Source organism: Bifidobacterium felsineum, assembly GCF_002802915.1.
In the GTDB taxonomy this organism is placed as follows: domain Bacteria; phylum Actinomycetota; class Actinomycetes; order Actinomycetales; family Bifidobacteriaceae; genus Bifidobacterium; species Bifidobacterium felsineum.
The window spans coordinates 590,699-605,600 of record NZ_PEBJ01000001.1 but is presented as its reverse complement, the minus strand read 5'-3'; the positions used below and the strand labels follow the sequence as shown (position 1 = coordinate 605,600).

Annotated in this window: 10 protein-coding genes and 1 tRNA gene; 6 read left to right on the top strand and 5 right to left on the bottom strand. The window is 58.0% G+C overall.

All coding sequences use genetic code 11. The features are described from left to right. Positions 1–139: 139 nt before the first annotated feature. The 4 genes from CSQ86_RS02485 (at position 140) to CSQ86_RS02470 (ending at position 4,531) form a co-directional block, all read left to right on the top strand. Positions 140–213, top strand: a tRNA-Pro gene (locus tag CSQ86_RS02485). 101 nt (positions 214–314) lie between these two features. After that, entirely contained in the window at positions 315–1,505 is a 1,191-nt protein-coding gene (locus tag CSQ86_RS02480; protein ID WP_100493509.1) for an MFS transporter, read from the top strand. Positions 1,506–1,739: 234 nt separating this feature from the next. Continuing rightward, entirely contained in the window at positions 1,740–3,902 is a 2,163-nt protein-coding gene (locus CSQ86_RS02475; protein ID WP_100493508.1) for a DUF4037 domain-containing protein, read from the top strand. Continuing rightward, positions 3,899–4,531 carry a DUF4125 family protein gene (locus tag CSQ86_RS02470; RefSeq protein WP_100493507.1) on the top strand — a complete coding sequence of 211 codons (633 nt, stop codon included), beginning with the start codon at positions 3,899–3,901 and terminating at the stop codon, positions 4,529–4,531. Before CSQ86_RS02475 ends, CSQ86_RS02470 begins: the two co-directional genes overlap by 4 nt. A gap of 11 nt (positions 4,532–4,542) precedes the next feature. Here the strand turns inward: CSQ86_RS02470 and CSQ86_RS02465 are convergent, their stop codons facing one another. The 3 genes from CSQ86_RS02465 to CSQ86_RS02455 form a co-directional block, all read right to left on the bottom strand. Then, complete coding sequence (locus tag CSQ86_RS02465; protein WP_100493506.1) at positions 4,543–6,132, bottom strand: alpha/beta hydrolase family protein; 1,590 nt, start codon at positions 6,130–6,132, stop codon at positions 4,543–4,545. A gap of 105 nt (positions 6,133–6,237) precedes the next feature. Beyond that, on the bottom strand, positions 6,238–7,014 hold the full coding sequence (locus CSQ86_RS02460; RefSeq protein WP_100493505.1) for a hypothetical protein: 777 nt from the start codon (positions 7,012–7,014) through the stop codon (positions 6,238–6,240). Beyond that, positions 7,007–8,953, bottom strand: a complete 1,947-nt coding sequence (locus tag CSQ86_RS02455; RefSeq protein ID WP_240542232.1) for a PspC domain-containing protein — start codon at positions 8,951–8,953, stop codon at positions 7,007–7,009. Before CSQ86_RS02455 ends, CSQ86_RS02460 begins: the two co-directional genes overlap by 8 nt. 113 nt (positions 8,954–9,066) lie before the next feature. Here CSQ86_RS02455 and CSQ86_RS02450 point away from each other — a divergent pair, with 113 nt between their 5' ends. Both CSQ86_RS02450 and CSQ86_RS02445 read left to right on the top strand, forming a co-directional pair. After that, positions 9,067–10,389 carry an ATP-binding protein gene (locus CSQ86_RS02450; RefSeq protein ID WP_100493503.1) on the top strand — a complete coding sequence of 441 codons (1,323 nt, stop codon included), beginning with the start codon at positions 9,067–9,069 and terminating at the stop codon, positions 10,387–10,389. Further along, positions 10,386–11,066, top strand: coding sequence for a LuxR C-terminal-related transcriptional regulator (locus tag CSQ86_RS02445; RefSeq protein ID WP_100493502.1), 681 nt, complete (start codon positions 10,386–10,388; stop codon positions 11,064–11,066). Before CSQ86_RS02450 ends, CSQ86_RS02445 begins: the two co-directional genes overlap by 4 nt. 73 nt (positions 11,067–11,139) lie before the next feature. Here the strand turns inward: CSQ86_RS02445 and galE are convergent, their stop codons facing one another. Further along, on the bottom strand, positions 11,140–12,162 hold the full coding sequence (gene galE / locus CSQ86_RS02440) for a UDP-glucose 4-epimerase GalE (RefSeq protein ID WP_100493501.1): 1,023 nt from the start codon (positions 12,160–12,162) through the stop codon (positions 11,140–11,142). A 178-nt stretch (positions 12,163–12,340) separates the two neighbouring features. Beyond that, positions 12,341–14,596 carry a 1,3-beta-galactosyl-N-acetylhexosamine phosphorylase gene (gnpA, locus tag CSQ86_RS02435; protein WP_100493500.1) on the bottom strand — a complete coding sequence of 752 codons (2,256 nt, stop codon included), beginning with the start codon at positions 14,594–14,596 and terminating at the stop codon, positions 12,341–12,343. Between the last annotated feature and the right edge of the window lie 306 nt (positions 14,597–14,902).

Below are 14,902 nucleotides of genomic sequence, written 5' to 3'. Positions count from 1 at the left end.
CACTATTGTCTCGAGGCATGCGTGCAGCGCACAAGCCATAAAAGGAACGTAAGCGGAACATACATGCAATGCGACTTGCACGACACGCCGATTTTGCACTCAAACCAAAATCCTGTAATATCTACGTCTGTTGTCAAAACGGGCTGTAGCGCAGCTTGGTAGCGCGCTTCGTTCGGGACGAAGAGGCCGCGGGTTCAAATCCCGCCAGCCCGACAACTCAAAGGGCCATCGGTGCAAGCCGGTGGCCCTTTTGCTATGTGCTGCACCTGTCACACGGTGCCGCACAGCAGCACTATCATCAGAGGAATCACATCATGAAGAAAAGTTTGCTCGCCCTCGCCTCCGGCGCATTCATCCTCGGCGCTGCCGAATTTGTGATGATGGGCATCCTGCCGCAGGCTGCAGAGGCCACCCACGTTTCCATCCCGACCGCCGGCAACTACATTTCCGCCTACGCCATCGGTGTGTGCATCGGTACGCTGATTCTGGTATTCGGACGCAAAGTTCCACCACGCAACCTGATTGTGCTGTTCATGGTGATTGCGCTTGTCGGCAATACGATGTCTGCTTTTGCCCCAAACGCCGCGATTCTCATCGTGGCTCGATTCATCTCCGGCCTGCCGCATGGTGCGTTCTTCGGCACCGCTACGTTAATCGCCAAAACCCTGGCCGATAAGGGCAAGGAAGCTCAGGCCGTTTCCATCATGGTCACCGGTCAGACCGTGGCCAATATGCTCGGTGTACCGGCAGGCACGCTGCTGGCCGAATACCTGAACTGGCGGCTCGCCTTTGGCGTGCTCGCCGCATGGGCCGCCATGACCATTGTGCTTACCATCACGATGATTCCATATGTGGCTCCAATCAAGGATGCCGGCATTGCAGGTCAGTTCAAGTTCCTTACCCGCCGAGGCCCATGGGTGATTCTGGCCGCCGTATTCACCGGCAACGCAGGTGTGTTCTGCTGGTGGAGCTACGTCTCCCCCTGGCTGCAGAAAACCGGCGGCTGGGCATCCGCATTCGTACCGTTCCTGATGATGCTCGCCGGCTTCGGCATGGTGGTCGGCGGCCTGATCGGCGGACGCATCACCGACCGTTGGCGCCACGCCGGCACGGCGGCACTCGGACAGACCATTTCCGGAATCGGTTTGCTTATGGTACTGCTGTTGCCTGGTAATCATTTCACCACCGCACTGCTCACGTTCTGGATCGCCTTCGGCTTGTTCTTCATTTCCGCTCCGCAGCAGTTGCTGATGACTGAAGCCGGTCAGGGTGGTGGTGAGCTAATCGCCGGAGCCGCAGTGCAGGTGGCGTTCAATTTCGGCAACGCGGTCGGCTCCATTGTCGGCGGTGCTATGCTGACCACGTTCTCCATGAATTACCGCTACACCGGACTGGGCGGTCTGCCATTGGCAATTTTGTCGGTCGGTTTACTCACGTTCTACTCCTGGCGCTGCGAATCCGACACCCAAGCCGCCCAGCGTCTGCACGAGATCAATGTTGACTGACGGTTTTTCAACGTTGACTGTAGGTTTTTGAACGAATTTCGTTAGAAATCCGACAGTCAACGTTCAAAAACCTACAGCGGTTGTTGAAAAACCGTCAGTCAGTGTGCAATATCCGACAGTCAACAAGAGTCAGTGAGTGATGCGCAAAGACTGAGAGCGAATTCACAGCCATTTAGCTGCATGTATCGGCCTCCTTGCCCATAGACTGATACAAGATTCTGTTCAAGGAGGTACATGGTGGTTGACGAAGACGCGCTGCTCGAACAATTCGCTGCACAGTTTGCGCATGGTCCTGGAGATCTGGACGATACTGCGGGTCTGCCGAGCGATAGCGAAGACACCACCGATGAAGATACCGCACCGTTCGATACCGATGCCTTTCTCAAGGGTTTGGACGATATATTCAATCGCCATGCCGCCGCCAGCGAGGCTGGACCATATTTGGAGCAAGCGGCCATCGACGCCGAGAACGCCGGTGACGAAGCCGGCCTCTTGACCGTGCTCAACGAGACGATGGGGTTCAATCGTTCGCAAGGAAAGCACAGAGAAAATCAGTGGATTGTGCAGCGAGCCATCGAACTTGCACTACGCATGGGATTGGAGGGATCCGAAACCTGGGCCACCACCTTAATCAATTGCGCCACGGCCATGCGTGCGGCAAAGCAATACGACCAAGCCGAAGACCTGTATGCGCAGGCGCTGGCATGTGCGCAAAAAGTCTACCCGGCCAACGACCGACGCCTCGCTGCGCTGCACAATAACCTGTCCATGCTCTACAGCGAAACCAACCGCCTACCGCTAGCAGAACAAGAACTGCAGCAAGCCCTGACCATTATCGAAGCATCCAGCGTAAATCCGCAAGCCGATATCGATGTGGCCTCCTCTCACACCAATCTCGCTTTGGTGCTGCTTCAAGAGGGCAAGCTTGAAGATGCGCATACGCATGCGGCCCAGGCATTGACCATCTACGCCACCGGCAAGCTCACGCATTCGGCGCATTATGCGTCCGCTTTGGCTGGTTTCGCGCAAGTGCTGTATGCCGAGCAGCGTTATGGCGAAGCCGCGGTTCACTATCGCAAGGCATTGGCGGTCATCGCCGAATGCTACGGCACGGATACGGATTATTATCGCATCACCACCGAGAATCTACGCGAAGCTGAAGCCAAGATTGGCACTGCGGATGATCGTTCCGCTCCGGCGAATGCGGACACCGTCGCGACCGGCAGCGACGCTCTGCGACAGGCAGACGATGCTCCGCTGCCGACAACGGATTCCGAGAGCGAGCAATCTTCTCCCTGTCCGGTATCCGGCCTCAAATTGGCCCGCGAATTCTGGATGCAGGTCGGCAAGCCGATGATTGCACATCGGTATCCGCAGTACGTCGCCCGCATCGCAGCCGGCCTGGTAGGCCATGGTTCGGAGTGCTATGGCTTTGACGACCAATACTCCCAAGACCATGATTTCGGCCCGCGATTCTGCCTATGGCTGTCCGATGAGGATTATGCCGCGATTGGTGAGCAACTGCAGTCCGATTATGAGGCACTGCCACGTGACTTTACGGTGGATGAGCAAGATGCTGTGCACTTCACCGGAAATGCTCAAGAGCCCTCGGTAGATGCATCCGCATCCAAGGACCATGCTGCACAGCACTTCTCCCCCGCCACACCGCGGGCACAAGGCGCAAACCGCCGCGATGGCGTATTCCGCATCGGTGATTTCTTCACATCCATCACCGGATATGCCGAGGCTCCCGCTCAGGACGCGCCGCACGAATGGCTGATGCTGGATGAGGCCACATTGGCTACTGCCACCAATGGTCAAATATTCCAAGACCCTACTGGCGAGTTTTCCGCCGTGCGTCAGGGTTTCAAGGATATGCCTGAGGATGTGAGGCTGTCGCTGATTTCCAAGCGTCTGGGCATGATCGCGCAAGCAGGGCAATACAATCTGCCGCGTTCCTTGAAACGTGGTGATGGTGCGGCAGCCTGGCTGTCCATCAATGAGTTCGTCCAGGCTACGGCATCAATGGTGTTCCTAATCAACAAGCCGCTGATTGTTGGGTATGCGCCGTATTACAAGTGGCAGTTCGCCGCGTTACGCAAGCTATCCGGCTCGATGTTCGCTTTACTGCCGGATGTTTGTGAGCAGTTGGAAACCGTAATGCGTCTAAGTTCGGCAGCATGCTTCGGCGGCGCTGGATTTGGCGAAGGAGGCAAGGGGGCCGCTCCTGCCGCCGAGACGATTGCCGATACGGTGGAACATATCGCCGCCGAAATCGTCAAAGAATTGCAACGCGAAGGATTGACCTCGTCCAACGAAACGTTCCTCGAATGGCAACGGCCATATGTGGAGGAGCATATCGAATCGCGCAACCCCGCGCTGAGGAGTCTGGCATGACCATGAACCACGATGACGAGCTGCGCGAATCCATTGTGCGGCATGAATGGAATCAGTTTCAGAACACCAATAACGAGGGCGGACGTGCGGCTTGCCAAGGCAACTGGCCGGTGTTCCATCAGATGCGTTCGGCGCAGTTCCTAACATGGCCGCATGATTTGCTGTCTTCCTATGCGGCGGATCTGGATGCGGCAGACAAGGTCGGCCGCAATCTCGTCACCGAGAAATACGGTCGTATGATGGCAGCCACCGCGCCCGACGAGTTCCGAAAGAACATCGAGCCGTATATTCCAAGACTTTCCGCGGACCGCATCGCACGGCAGGAACAGGTCATCAAACAGCAAGTGGCGTGGGCCGCCGATTTTCGCTCCCGATACCCAAAACTCGGCCAAGCCATGCGCGTGCTCACCACCAATGAAGACACGCCGCAAGCCACCTCGTTCGAAACCTATCTGCGCGGCGAACTCGGCACCTATTCGGATGCCACGTTTGATCTTTATGCAACCATGATCAACGAGCGCGCGAGCGCCAATCCCCCGCTCAACATCACCGAGGAAACCCTGCTGCACACGGTGAGACTTGGCGGCTTCGAGAGTCTTGAAGAGGCGGAAGCCGTGCAAGCGGCATAAGGAAACGTAAATCACCACCAGCCGAACAAGCCCCAGAACGCCATGGAGAGCAGCGTGAAGGCCGCAGCTGCGAGCACCAGCCAACACGTCGCACGCTGCACACCGGTAATGCCATGACGCACCGACCACATGGTCTTCCCGCTCCACGCAAGAATGATCACCACGACAACGGCAATCACCTGCAAAGCATGCCAGCCGACGTCGAATAGTCCCGGCGCTGGGGTCATGGCGAATACCGCGGCGGCACCTACTGCGGCAAGATAGACATACAGCAACATGGAGGAAACGAGTAAGCTCAATCCCAAGCCCCAACATGGCTCGCCCACACTGACCGCCGCCGTCCTCTGAGCATGCGATGGCGGTACCGCATACAGAGCCGCGCGTTTCCCTCGCATGTGCACGATGCCGGTATCCCGCTCGAGCCATGCCGCACGCACAGTCGCAATGAGACCCAGCAGTAATGCCATTCCCAGCAATATCGGACCTGCAAGCATCACGCCCACCAGCACTCCCAATGATCCGATGATGCCGGAATTGGTCCGACGAGGTGCCTCATATTGCTGGCTCGGCGCAGCACCTGCCACCTGAGGTGTGGACCAACCGCTCACAGACGCACCGGCCGATACGCCATTCACCCAGTTTTCCAATGCTTGCGTATATCCATCAGCCAACGGCAACCCCGGAACAAACAGCCCTTTGCCGGCTCGCATCTGATGATTGCCTGCGAAATACCGTACGGTCACTGCATTGTTCCCGTTACTCGCGGCCACACGCATAATGCGCTGCGCGCCCTGTTCAATCGGCATGGCGGTGTCGTATACACCGTAGCTTACGAGCACTGGCATGGTGAGGGATTTCAGGTAATAATCGGCATCAAAGTCGGCGTATTGCAGTCCGAATGGTCGGTAATCCAAAGACAGCAGCTTCATCGTGTCTTCGATGACCGGCTTTGGCGCTCCGGCTTCATGCGCGTACGTGCTCATAGCCATGGCCATCTGTTCACGACCTTTGAACACCGGCGCGGAAGTGAGTGCCGCAAACGCGATATCGTGACGTTCGGAGGCCAGAATCGTGGCGATCCACGTGCCTTCGGATTCGGCATAGATGCCGGTATGGGATTGGTCTACGCCATCAATGCCATGTAATACGTCCAATGCTTTACCATATTCGCTGGCGAATCGCGGATAATCACGATGGAATATCGTATAGTTTTCGTTGCTTTTAGCCGGCACCAGGGTCACGATGCCTGCGGAGGCCATCGCATTGGCGATATCACCGAAGTCCTCGGCCCCGCTGGTTCCCGATCCGTGAATGAACAAGCATGCCGGGCGCGGCCCGGGCGCATTGACTGGCTCGCGCAGCACCGCAGGAAGCGATACGCCGCCACCGATGTCAATGGAAAGCTGGGTTTCGCGAGTTTTATATTGACCCTCATGAGCGATGGATGCTTGTGCCGGCAGGATTGCGGGGCTGGCAGATGCCACAGCGATGTGACCGGTATAGGGCTTGTTGTCCCACCTCGGCATCATGCCCCACCCCAATAGCGCGCAAATCAGCAGCAGAATCAATGCGATGCCTCCGACATGCGCCACCCGTTTCATTGCAATCCTTTCCGCTTGCGCAACGCAACATAGGTGTACTCGCAGTACTGCCCAGTTGCAACACAGATCAAGGCTCCTCTCACCGAGAGGAGCCCATATAGGAAATCACTGTTCGCCGGTCTGCTTTTTTCTGCTGCCCATAACGGCCCAGATGATGGCCACGATCACCAGCACCACACCAACGCCGCCGCAAATGATGGCCGTCAGCACGCGCGGGTCGATGTAGAAGCTTTCGATAAGCAGCCCGGGGAATGACCAGCCGAATAGCAGGCCAATCACACCGATCACCATGCCAAGGGTCCCGAAGATAATGGTCGGAACGCTGGCCTTGCGCTTGGGATGCTGTATCTCGGCGGCTGTTACCGGAGCGGCAGCGGCCACTGCTGGAGCAGGTGCATCCGATTTATCGTGGGAATCATGCTGGTCAGTGGTATCGGCATTGTCCGGCGCAACGTCCGGAGACTGCGATGGCGCAGCTGTCTGCTGGGCGAACGCTTCCATCAGTGGCACGTTCAAATCCGGCTTGACTGAAGTTTCAGGCGCAGGCTCAGCAGATTGCGTAGTGACTGCCGTGGCTTCCGTGGTATCCGCTCCCGCATTGTCCGGCTCCTCCACATCGGCTACCGACTGCAATGCGATGGTATCCGCTTCCGGCTGCTCATCATCGTGAGGCTCAGCTGCCTGAAAATCAATCACCTGAGTCTGTTGACCATCGTCTGCCGTGGGCAGCACTTGGGTCTGGCTGTCATCAGCCACGGATGCAAACACCTTGGTATCGCTCACTTCCGGTTCCGTTGATTTCGGCTTCGTGGGAATGGTCTGCGTCTGAGACATATCCTCAACGGACTGGAATTCCTTGGTTGCATTGATATCGTCAGTCATTGTTCGCCTCCTTGCTGGCGTTGCCGGAATCATTGCCGGAGTTATCGGGCTGCTGATTCCAAGGCGCGTAATCACTTTCCTCGTCCAGATACTGCTGACGTTCAACATTGCCGCTCTCAGTGCCGTACTTGTCGGCAAATGTCTGGAAGCTATCTCCCTCCCAGTCGGACGCGTACACCACGTTGACGCGGCCCTCCACGGTGTAGGGCACGGCGATCAGCAGCTCGGGGCCGGATTCAGGCATCAAGTCAGGCTGATTACCCATCCATTCATAGTTCTTTCCACCTATCGGTGCAGAGGGAAATGGCGAACTGCCATCCAAGCTGAAGTTGAAGCTACCCGACGTGTCATATACCAGCGCGTATTTGCCGCCGACACTGGTTGGACCGACCATGTACCCGTACTGTCCCTCGCCGAAGCCGTATGTGCAACCGTCCGGCAGAATGATATGCACCTGAGCGCTTCTCGCGGCCACCTTGATAGTGCCCGCTGGGCAATTGCTGGTGATGGTTTTGCCGTTATGTGTTTTCACCTGATGCGGCGCATGCGTGTCACCCCATGCGGACAGGTCGAGGATGGCCTTGCTTTGGTCATAGTTGTCACCGGTGAATGCCACGCCCTTCTCAAGTTTCTTGAATGTGCGATCACTGGAATCAGCCGCAAACGTGCGATCGGTCTGCACTTCGTTCATGTCATATGCGTTTTCGGAACCATAGTGCTTCGTCAGTTCGATGTTCTGCACCGGGTTCTGCCTATCGGCAAGCGTGTAGTGGTACCAATAGGCCGAATAGGTGCTGCACACCATGATCATGCATGCCGCGCAGAATCCAGCGAGAAGACCTAGCGGAATCAGGCCTCCGGTTCGCCGGCCTTTCATGCCCAGCACTACGACTACGAGTCCCATCAGCACGCACAGCGCGGAAATCCATACGGTTCCCCAACGCACAATGGATTCGATGCCCAAATCGTTGAACCATATCCATCCCATCAGCGCAGCGAAAGAGATGCAGGAAATACCGAGAATGCTCAGCACCACGATTGGGCCGGCCGGTTTGCGGCGCTTGGACTTGTGGGGCACAATGTCTGGCGTGGCAGAGGTGAAGGTCGTTGAAGGCCTTGCAGCAGTGCCAGTGGCGTTCCCCTGCATGAAGTTCTGTGAAACACCTTGTGAAACATAGTGAGGTGCTGGTTGCGCTGCAAACGGTCCGGGAGCCGGCTGCGGCTGGCTCATCATTGGATTCGGCACACCAGCTGCCATACCGGGATTGACACCTTGCGCATACGATGCCGGCGAACCATACGGAGCAGCCGGCGCATATGATGGCATACCGTTCGGCACAACATGAGGATTTACAGGGTCAGCACCGAACCCATACGGCGGGTAAGGCGCAGCTGGATTCGGTCCAGCAGCACCGCGCGCCTGTCCGCCGCGAGCACCGAAACCGTATCCCTCACGCTGCCGGATGCCGCTTTTCGCGAGCCACCACAGGGCGATCGCCGCCACCACGATACTCACCCAGCCAGCGCCTGGAATCAACAACGCCACAGCAAGGAATACAAAGCATCCCAAGCAGTTCCAGTCCCATCGGCCGGCGATCAGCTCCTCAGCGAGGATGCGCCCGTCGCGCACGTCCGGCATGAGGAACCAGCCGAATGCATAGAGCGCAGCACCGAAGCCGAAGAACAGTGTCGCGATGATGACCAGCGCACGCACCAGAGTAGGGCTCCAGCCAAGTCGGGCGGCGATGCCACTGCATACGCCACCGATCCATCGGTCATCGCCTCGCATCAAGCCGCTCGACCGAATCCATGAGAAAATGCGCCGTGGGGCATTGCCTTTGCCATTGCCATTGCCAGCGATGTTGCCATTGCCGGCGCTATTGCTGTGGTCATACTCGCCACGCAGCGGTTGGTATTGATTCATATTCGGATTGCTCATGGTTCCATTACAGCGCTTGACCAGTGCCATACTCCCCGGAAAGCACCCTGATTCATCCCTGAACATAGGCTCAAAACCCGGTGATGACTCCCTAGGCGCGGCACAATAGAACCATGACTTCACCCACACTGCTAGCTTCCGAGCCATTGTTGCCCGCACGTATGCCGCTGTTGCGCCCTAAACGTGGCCGTTGGCTTACCGGCGTATGCCAAGGTATTGCATTGCACCTTGGCATTTCCGTAGCATGGGTGCGCTTGGCATTCATCGTATTGACGATGCTCTACGGTGCCGGCATTGTCGGCTATGTGTTCTTGTGGATTTTCGTACCAGCGGGCAATCCGATTGCAGTCGCTGCGGCACAATCCAGTACAGTGCCCATCAATCAGGCTCCTCTGGCTCACGGCAATCGTCCTGTGGATGCACAAGGTTCGGCAATTCCCCCGGAAGATATTGTCGGCAGCGCGGAATCCTTGGCGGACGCCATAAAACGGGCACCGAAACCGGCATTGGTGGCGTTGAGCGGATTTGCTCTGATGACTATAGGTCTGCTGTTGCTCAGCGCCGGCGTGGATAATGCGATTATCCTGCCGCTGCTGCTGGTATTCGGCGGCATCGCTCTGGCCTGGATGAATCTTGCGCCGCGAGGCATGCAGGTGTTTTCGATGCTGGGTGGGCTTGCACTGATTTTCATTGGCTGGGCCTTGTATGTGTCCAATGTGTCGTTCATCGGCTGGGGCACCTCACCCCGCCGCATTATGGCATCCGGATTGGTGATGATTGCGGCAATGGTGACTGCCGTGCTTCCCTGGGCCAATACGATGCTGCGGCAGCTGACCCATGAGCAATCGCTTAAGGAGCGCGAGGAGGAGCGCGCGGATATGGCCGCGCATCTGCATGATGGCGTGCTGCAGACGTTGGCGTTGATTCAGTTGCATTCCAAAGAACCGGATACCGTGTTCACATTGGCGCGCGCGCAGGAACGCGAATTGCGCGAGTGGCTGTATCAGGAGCGAGCCACTTCAGATCGTTCGGTCAGCGCCGGCTTGAAGGCGATTGCCGCTGAGGTGGAGGACGGGCACGGCAAGCCCATCGAGGTGGTGACCGTGGGAGACGCTCGCCCAAGCGCGCAGACCGATGCGTTGCTGGACGCCACACGTCAGGCACTGGTGAATGCGGTGACACATGGCGGGGAGCCGATTTCCCTCTATTGCGAGGCCAATGCAACCCTGGTGGAAGTGTTCGTGCGCGATCATGGCAATGGATTCGATATCCGTACGATCCCGAAGGACCGTCTTGGCATTCGTGAATCGATCATCGGCCGAGTCGAGCGGCGCGGCGGTACAGTGGAAATCGTGTCCAGAGCGGGATGGGGAACCGAGGTGCGCATGCATATGCCGATAGCACCTACTGCTTCACAGCAAGGAGAGAAGCAATGAGCGAAGAGAACAGAACGAAGATTCGTGTTGCTGTGGTGGATGACCATGAGATGTTCCGCGCCGGCGTAATCGCCACGCTGCAGAACACGTTCGATATCGTGGGCCAAGCAGCGGATGTGCCCGGTTCGGTGGCCATGATTGCGCAGGTGAAACCGCAAGTGGTGTTACTGGATGTGCATGTGCCGGGTGGTGAAGGCGGCGGCGGCGCTGAGATTCTGCTGAAGTCCCGTCCGTACTCCCCCGATACCGTGTTTTTGGCATTATCCGTCTCCGACGCACCGCAGGATGTGGGTTCGGTGATTCGCGCCGGCGCGCGAGGGTATGTGACGAAGACCATTACCGGCGCTGATTTGATTTCTTCAATCAAGCAAGTGCATGAGGGATACGCTGTGTTCTCGCCGAAATTGGCTGGGTTTGTGCTGTCTGCATTCCAAGGTGGTTCGTTTGGCAGTGCTTCCGATGCGCCAGTGCATGACGAGGAATTGGACCGTTTGTCTGCTCGCGAGCAGGAGGTGATGCGGCTGATCGCCCGCGGATACACCTATAAAGAGGTGGCCGCTGAGCTGTTTATTTCGATTAAAACCGTGGAAACGCATGTGAGCTCGGTGCTGAGAAAGCTTCAGCTTTCCAACCGCACCGAGCTCACGCGCTGGGCCGCCGATAGGCGGATTGTATAGATCAGACTGTTTTAGGTCTCTCCCTCAGTCCGCTACGCGGCCAGCTCCCTCATCAGAGGGAGCCGAGGAGGAGTCACTTGGCGTCGCGGAAACCGTTCGGGTTCTTGGTCTGCCAGTTCAGGGAGGACTTGGCCATATCGTCGATGGTCAGCTCGGCCTTCCAATCCAGCTCACGGGCTGCCTTGGATGCGTCGGCGTAGCAGGCGGCGATGTCGCCGGGGCGACGCGGCTTGATTACGTACGGAATCGCGTGGCCGGCTGCCTTCTCGTAGGCCTTGATGACCTCGAGCACAGAGTAGCCGTGGCCGGTGCCCAGGTTGTAGGTGAATACACCCGGCTTCTCGATGTGGTCGATAACGGCCACGTGACCCTTGGCCAGATCGACGACGTGGATGTAGTCGCGCACGCCGGTGCCGTCAGGGGTGTCGTAATCGTCGCCGAAGACCTGCACGGCCTTGAGCTCGCCGATGGCGACCTTGGCCACATATGGGGTCAGGTTGGCCGGGATGCCCTTCGGATCCTCGCCCAGCAGGCCGGACTCGTGAGCGCCGACCGGGTTGAAGTAACGCAGCAATACGATAGTCCACTCCGGATCGGCCACGTGCACGTCGCGCAGGATTTGCTCCTGGAACAGCTTGGAGGTGCCATACGGGTTGGTGGTGCCGCCGGTCGGGGTCTCCTCGGTGATCGGCAGTTCCTTCGGAGTGCCGTACACGGTTGCAGAAGACGAGAAGATGATCTTCTTGACGTTGTGGGCGCGCATCACCTTGAGCAGCACCAGCGTGGAGTACAGGTTGTTGTCGTAGTACTCGATCGGCTTGGCGACGGATTCGCCCACGGCCTTGAGACCTGCGAAATGGATGACCCAGTCGATCGGGTTCTCATCGAAGATCTTGTTCATCAGCGCTTCGTCGCGCACGTCACCGTCGTAACGCTTGATCTTCTTGCCGGTGATCTGCTCGACGCGGTCGAGAGCGATTGGAGACGAGTTGCCGTAGTTGTCTACGGACACCACATCGTATCCCTTGTTCAACAGCTCAACGTCAGTGTGGGTGGCAATGAAGCCCGCGCCGCCCGTAACCAGAACAGTGGTCATGTCTTCTCCTTGAAGAATGTGCACTTCTGTTTCCTGAATGTGCACTTTTGTTCTTTCATGACTGAGTTTACTGCATTTGACGACAAAATCAAGCGCAGTAAGCGGTTCTCATGTGCTTTTTGTTCACAAAAGAGAACATTGGCTCCCCTTCATCAAGAAGAGGAGCCAATGCGTCAGGTCAGGCGTTGCGCCAGGCGATGCCGCTGCCTTCGAGGTCGAAGGTCTCGCTGCTGCCGTCCGCGAGGGTGACCGTGGTGGTCTGCGGTTGGTCGGTGTTGTTGATCACACAGTAGAGGCCACGCTCGGGGAAGTGCGCGACTTCGCACTCCGGGTTCGAGGAGCTCCATGCCGCGTACTTGTCTTCGTTATGGGACGCCCAGAAGAGGATGCGTTCCAGCAGGCGCGCGTTGGCGGCCGAGTATGGCAGTCCGGACACGTACACACCACGGCCGTCACCGTATTCGTTGACCGCGAGCTGCACCTGACCGTTGTCGGCGCGGAGTAGGGTCACCTTCTCGTTGATCGGATAGGTGTTGAGCACCGGCTCGCCAAAGTCGATGCCACCCAACGGCTCGATACCCTGACCGCCGCCGCAGCCGGACAATGGAATCCGGTAGCCGGCCTTCTCCCAGGCCTCGCGGGCCTCGGGGTCGACCGGCACGTCGGCAGTGATGAAGTGGTCCGGGGTGACCGGCGGGAAGTACTTGTCCACGGACAGGGTCTGGTAGCGCTCCTCGTCCACGCCCAGCACGTCGGCCAGCTGGAAGAAGCGGCCAGCCTGGAAGCGCGGCAGGGAGCTCGGCTCGCCCACACCAACCAGGGCACCGCCGCCGCGCACCCAGGCGCGCAGCGTCTCGGCCAGCTTCGGGTTGGCCCACACGTCGCCGCCGGTGAAGGCGGTATCCACCGGGCCGCCGGTGACGATCACGTCGATGTCATCCGCCACGCCATACTCGAGCACGTCATCGAAGCTGATGAAACGCACGTTCACACGCATGCCGGACAGGGACTCCAGGATCCCGTAGTAGGAGTAGGTCTGCTTGTTCGGCAATGCGTGGGCCACGGTGAACGCCATCCAGGAGCGCATCTTGCCCCAGGAGTTCAGAATGGCCACGTTGAGCTCGCCTTCAGCAGCCTTGCCGTCCGTGCGGTCGTGGATGTCGCGGAACTCATCGGCGATATGGGTCACCGTATCCACGAACTTCGGGAACTTGGCCGCCAGGGACAGGTAGCCGCCGTAACCCATGCGGGAGATCGGGGACCTGAGGATCGCGCGACGAGCCTTGCGCCAGTTATCAAGGCCTTCGATGCTCGGATCGTTGCCCTCGTAGAAGGTGTCCGGGAAGAAGTACGGCAGGAAACGTCCCTCGGTGTAGCGCACGCCCGGAATATCGGCGATCATGCGGGTCGTGGTGCCATCACCGATGGAACCGACCACGGCATCCAGACCCAGCTTCTCGAAGCCATCCTTATAGGGCTCGGTACCGATCCACTGGTCGCCAAGGAACATCATCGCTTCCTTGCCCGCGGCATGGGACATATCAGCAAGTTGCTTGACGTTCCTGCGCACGAAGCCCGACAGGAAGTCGATCCAGTCGCGCTGCGCCTTGCGCGGCACACGCCACGCGCTGTTGTAGGCGCCGCCGTCCACGAAGTCCTCCGGGCGCAGACGGTAGCCGTACTCCCTCTCGAAATCATCGAGAGCGGCCGGGCTCACCGTGCAGGCGCAACCGAACCAGTCCACGATCTTCTCGCGGTGCTTCGGATCGAACAGCAGGGTGAACTGGTAGAAGAACGTGGTAAAACGCACCACATCCACCTGCGGATTGTCCTTCAACCACTGCTCGAACGTGTCGAACACGAACTTGCGGGTCGCCGGATGGTAAATGTCGAACGGAATCTCGTGTTCCTTATCACCCCAGTTGTTGGTCAGGTGGTTGTACATTTCCACCGGATCCCAAATGATATAGGCCAGGAAGCTCACCGTGTACTCATGCCACGGGGTGATTCCGCTTATATGTACGGTGTCGGTATCAGCATCCAGTGTCCAGTGTTCCGTCGGGACCACTTCGCCGGTGGTACGGTCCACAACCTCCCAGTACCGGTGCGGGTCCGCATCACGGTTCGGCTTCAACTGCTCGGCGAAGAAGCCGTCCATCAGCGGAACATCCACAGTGTCCGACTCGGCAAGAACGCGGTCGGTCAGCAGATACACCTGCGGCGTCTCATCCATATGCAGCGTGATCCACTCGTTATGGGCACGAGTCGGGAAATACGCGCTGTAGATCTTCTTTCCCAGAGCAAGCACGGCATCATCCAGATGCGTGCCATCGGAATTACGGATTGCATCCGCGCCCCACAGCTCGGCAAGCTCCTTGGTCTTCTCAGCGAAGTTCTCCTCGCTAGGCAAGGTAAAACGCCCAGTGCTGGTCATAGTCTCTCCTTTGAGGACATTGATTATATTCGGATAATTAAATTGTAAACAATATATGCATATAAAACAAGAATCCGACGCCACCGTCGGGCGTCCAGGATCCTGACTGCATAAATCCTTGAGAGTAGCCCCACGGCAACGCCGGAAGAGCGAAATCGAACATCACCGGAGTCTTCCCCAATCGGTGGTCGCGTTGGCGATTCCATCGCAACGTGGAATCAGGAAGCCTCCAAGTGAGTTATCAGTGTGCTACTTGATAGCTGAAAAAGCCGCCCGGCACCGGAAGGAGTAGCACGAGGCACCGGG

Bases quoted from the DNA above. Each gene is read 5' to 3' on its own strand.
- CSQ86_RS02480 (WP_100493509.1), top strand. From the start codon at position 315: ATGAAGAAAAGTTTGCTCGCCCTCGCCTCCGGCGCATTCATCCTCGGC.
- CSQ86_RS02475 (WP_100493508.1), top strand. From the start codon at position 1,740: ATGGTGGTTGACGAAGACGCGCTGCTCGAACAATTCGCTGCACAGTTT.
- CSQ86_RS02470 (WP_100493507.1), top strand. From the start codon at position 3,899: ATGACCATGAACCACGATGACGAGCTGCGCGAATCCATTGTGCGGCAT.
- CSQ86_RS02465 (WP_100493506.1), bottom strand. From the start codon at position 6,132: ATGAAACGGGTGGCGCATGTCGGAGGCATCGCATTGATTCTGCTGCTG.
- CSQ86_RS02460 (WP_100493505.1), bottom strand. From the start codon at position 7,014: ATGACTGACGATATCAATGCAACCAAGGAATTCCAGTCCGTTGAGGAT.
- CSQ86_RS02455 (WP_240542232.1), bottom strand. From the start codon at position 8,953: ATGAGCAATCCGAATATGAATCAATACCAACCGCTGCGTGGCGAGTAT.
- CSQ86_RS02450 (WP_100493503.1), top strand. From the start codon at position 9,067: ATGACTTCACCCACACTGCTAGCTTCCGAGCCATTGTTGCCCGCACGT.
- CSQ86_RS02445 (WP_100493502.1), top strand. From the start codon at position 10,386: ATGAGCGAAGAGAACAGAACGAAGATTCGTGTTGCTGTGGTGGATGAC.
- galE (WP_100493501.1), bottom strand. From the start codon at position 12,162: ATGACCACTGTTCTGGTTACGGGCGGCGCGGGCTTCATTGCCACCCAC.
- gnpA (WP_100493500.1), bottom strand. From the start codon at position 14,596: ATGACCAGCACTGGGCGTTTTACCTTGCCTAGCGAGGAGAACTTCGCT.